The following is a 4160-nucleotide window of genomic DNA, read 5'->3' on the forward strand; positions in this document are numbered from 1 at the left end:
AGCGTGGATCCTTTGGCCAGTAAATACCCGGGATGGAGTCCTTATAATTACACAAAATGTAATCCTTTAAGGTTTATCGATCCTAATGGTATGGAACAAGGAGAACCTGGTCAAAATGGTGATGAAGGTGATGAAAGTGATGAGAAATCTTCATGGTGGGACAAATTTAAGAAGTTTCTGAACACATTGGTTTATTCAAAGTACCAGGAAAAAACTGAAGAAAAAGATATGAGCCCGACAGATAATATTAAACCAGTGAAAACCTTGAACGATGCTCAAAAAGTAGGGCAGCAATTAGCGGCAAATGTAAAGAATAATTCAGTAACGGCTTTAGATGCTAGTCATACTGTTTTATCTCGAACAAGTATTCTTACTGCTACGGGAGCAAAAATAACAATTGGCTTTCCCCCATTAAGTGGAGGATTAGCTACCATTTCAACTGTCACTGGTGAAATGGCATTAGGCACAAGTATGATAAAATTTGCAATTACTGGAGATAATCAAGATTATAGAACAATGCTTTGGGACGGTATAGGAGTTACAACGGGTAGAATGATAAATACGGCTCTTGCCCCAAGTACTACAATTACAGTTGATCAATCTTCCTTACTGCGCAATGTATTTGGAAGCTCTAATACAATAATCAATTATGGAGTAGGATCGGGCTTCGGCTTTTAAGCATTGGAGAATATATGGAATGGGAGAATATAAAAGGTAACGTTACTCTTATCATCTTAGGGATATTGGCTGCATTATTAATCTTTGGAATAAAAGATAAGCAAACTGATGCATTGTCAAGGGCCCATGCATGGGGCGTATACATTCTGCTATTTACGGGAATCCTTAATTTTATTGTACTTTTGTATAAAATAATAAAATATTTATTCTAAAATAGAAAACCTTATCAAGGGAAGTTCCTTTTAATGGAATTTAGTTCTGAATAAAGTATTTATTTAAAAAGCAGTTAAAATCAATAGGTTAAAAATGGTAGAATACACAAATAAAACATTTCTTGTGGTGCTTATAACTGCATTAATAGCACTCATATGCACAAATTTATTTTTATTCCTTATTACTTTTAACATTTTGAATCTTGTGCCGATTATTCTGCAGGCTGCTGTCCTGATCACAGTTTTGAGCAAAATGAAAATCCAGTTGATATTAATTCGCATATGGGCTGTATTAATACTCCTTAGCAGCCTGACAAAGTGGATGTCGTGGCTGCTCCAGATGAATGAAGGGACGCAAATGCCAGATTTTGACGCATTTAATATTATTTTGAATTTTATTGGTCTCCTGCTTCCCATATATCTCCTTATGTTTTTATCCGATAGCGTTGAGAGAAAAAAGGTTCAACAAATATCTTGAATGTGTAGTTATTCCTAATTGCGTTGGATAGGAAGTTCTATTTAATTTAAGAACGGTATTCCGAGTCATTCCAATCAATAAATATTTTATGACTAGCCCCGAGCTTTTAGCGCGCGGGGTTTCATGCGTCCTTCGCACCCTCGGGGCTTCAGCCCCAGATCCTAAACGGATAATCGGGGGCTGAAGCCCAAACGGGGAGAGGCGATTTCCCGGGACCCGTACCTAAAGGTACGGGCTAGTCAGTACTGACTAGTCAGCCGGGGTCGGCAGGGACCAGCCCGTTGGAATTGGGGGAAATTATTTTAATAATATCAACTTCTTTGTGCTCGTGAAACTCCCGGCTTCTAATCTGTAGAAATATGTGCCGCTGGGGAGAGTCTGGGCGTTGAATACTGCCTGGTGGACTCCCGCTGTCTGGATCTCGTTTATTAGCTGCATTACCTCGCGGCCGAGTATGTCAAATACCTTCAATTTTACAAAGCTTTGTCCCGGCAGACTGTAGCTTATTGTTGTCGTTGGGTTGAAGGGGTTTGGATAGTTCTGCATGAGGCTGAAGCCCTTTGGTATTTCTATTTTGCTGCTCAGGCCTGAGGTGCTGCTTCCGGGAATCCCTTTTTCATTGAAGACTGCAAGGCCGCGGTTTGTGCCTATCCATTTATTGTCAAACCTGTCAATCGCTATGCAGACCACGTCCTGACCGGGGAGCCCCGTGTTGGGACGGTTAAAAAGCGTGAATGTGGAATCGTTGTATTTTACAAGTCCCAGGAATGTGCCTATCCATTTGTTGCCGGTGGAGTCGAATGCAATTGATCTTACATATGGATCGGGCAGCCCGTTCTTTGCTGGTTTAATTATAGTCCAGTTGCTGCCGTCAAAAATAGCTTCGCCCTGCGTGGTCTGGAGCCATTTGGTGCCGTTCCTGTCGACCCCGATGGAGTTTACGGTGTTGGATGGAAGAGGAGAGTTGAGGCTGTCGTAGACAATCCAGCCAGAGCCGTCAAACATTGCAGCGCCGCCCCCGCCAGTGCCCGCCCAGAGGTTTCCTGAGTGATCGAGCTCGACCCAGAGCACTTTGTTTACCGGGAGCCCATTTGAGGTATTATACACCTTCCAGATGTTTCCTTCATATCTTACAACACCTGCATCGGTGCCGAGCCAGATAATGCCCTGTTTATCAACCTTTACGGAATGGACTACAAGGCTTGGAAGAACAGTATTATAAACTGTGAATGTGGTGCCGTCGAAGCTTACAAGTCCGCCGCCGTTTGTGCCTATCCATTTCACGTCATTTGAATCGATTGCAATGGAATAGACATCTTTTACGGGCAGCCCGTTTGTGTCGTTATAAACCTTCCATGTCTGTCCGTCGAAAGAGGCAAGGCCCTGAAGTGTGCCGATCCATTTTGTGTTATTCTTATCAATTACGATTGTGCCGACCCAGTTATCCGGAAGTCCGGAGTTTGAGGTATTTATTTGTGTCCAGTTTGTGCCGTCAAACTTAAAAAGTCCGAAGTCGTTTGTGCCGGCCCATTTAGTGTTTTCCTTATCGACAAAGACCACGGTAATAAGGTTGTCCTTCAGATCAGAATTTGCGGGGCTGTAGACTGTCCATGCAGTGCCGTCGAATTTTGCAACTCCGGCTCCTGTAGCAAGCCAGATGGTGCCCGCTGTATCGATTGCAATTGAGTTTACTGTGTTTGAAGGTATCTCTGAGTTTGAGGTATTATAAATTGTCCAGTTCGTGCCGTCAAATTTTGCGAGGCCGCCTGACTTAGTGCCTACCCATTTATTATTATTCTTGTCCACGGTTACAGAGAGCACGTTGTCATCGGGGAGCTGGGAGTTTGATTTATTAAGCATTGTCCACGCGGAATCCTTATACATCCCGAGACCCTTATCGCTTGAGCCTGCCCACTTGACTCCCGAGGAATCTATTGCGATCGAGGTGGCAAGCTTGGACTGGAAACCGGAGTTCGCGGGGTTGTATCTGGTCCACGCTGTATCTGTAAGTTTGCCAACGCCTCCGCCGTTAGTAGTAACCCATTTATCGTCGTTTTTATCTATGACTACAGAAGTGACCCAGTTGAAGGGGATGTTTGAGTTAGCGAGGTTAAAGATTTTCCAGTTCTGGCCGTCGAAGCGTCCGAGTCCGGCGTTGCGGGTTGCCTGCCATTTGATCCCGTTTGCGTCAACGGCAATACCGAGTGTGAAATTTCCGGGGATGCCGGAGTTGGATTTATTATAGAAAGTAGCGTTCCCTGTAGTTTTATCAAGCTTTACAAGACCCCCCATGGTACCGACCCACAGGTAGTTATTTTCTTCAGCAATTGCCTTAACGAGACGGCCGTTTGTGTAGTTCTGCCACTGAGTCTGCGCGGGCATAAGGCCGGAAAGAAGAATTAAAAGCCCCAAACACCAAAGATATATATGCCTCATAGTCCACCTCTTTCGTGAAAAGTTTTTATTGATTAAATGTTCTTACCGGTATCCTTTCTTTATAGAATTGTAATCAGAGACGGATCATAGTAACGAATTGTTAATAAGACGAGTGGTGTTATTTTTAAGCTAAAAGAAAAAGGTATTCACGTCAAAAAATAATTTTGTAAAATGGGGTGAGGCATTTGTTTTTGCACCAAAACGTTCAATAGTGTAAATCAAAGAGCCTCGGAGAGGTGACTTGTCTGTAGAAAAACGACGGTCAAAAAAATATTCAGAGCTCCGGAGGAGCGACTTGTAAAAAGGGTATAAATATGTATCTCCGTGATACAAGTCGCTCCTCCGGAGCTCTATTG

At 43.2% G+C, this 4160-nt stretch carries 3 protein-coding genes; 2 read left to right on the forward strand and 1 reads right to left on the reverse strand.

Translation table 11 applies throughout. The annotated features are described in order from the left end of the window. The coding region (locus tag HF312_21250; protein ID MCU7522743.1) for a hypothetical protein at positions 1–678 on the forward strand (678 nt) is incomplete at its 5' end. Between the two features lie 14 nt (positions 679–692). Further along, positions 693–890: a hypothetical protein gene (locus HF312_21255; GenBank protein ID MCU7522744.1), complete on the forward strand. Its 198-nt coding sequence runs from the start codon at positions 693–695 to the stop codon at positions 888–890. Positions 891–1665: 775 nt separating this feature from the next. Here HF312_21255 and HF312_21260 read toward each other — a convergent pair. Next, positions 1666–3804: a T9SS type A sorting domain-containing protein gene (locus HF312_21260; GenBank protein ID MCU7522745.1), complete on the reverse strand. Its 2139-nt coding sequence runs from the start codon at positions 3802–3804 to the stop codon at positions 1666–1668. Between the last annotated feature and the right edge of the window lie 356 nt (positions 3805–4160).

The sequence above is a fragment of the Ignavibacteria bacterium genome, assembly GCA_025612375.1.
Classification (GTDB): Bacteria; Bacteroidota; Ignavibacteria; order Ignavibacteriales; family SURF-24; genus JAAXKN01.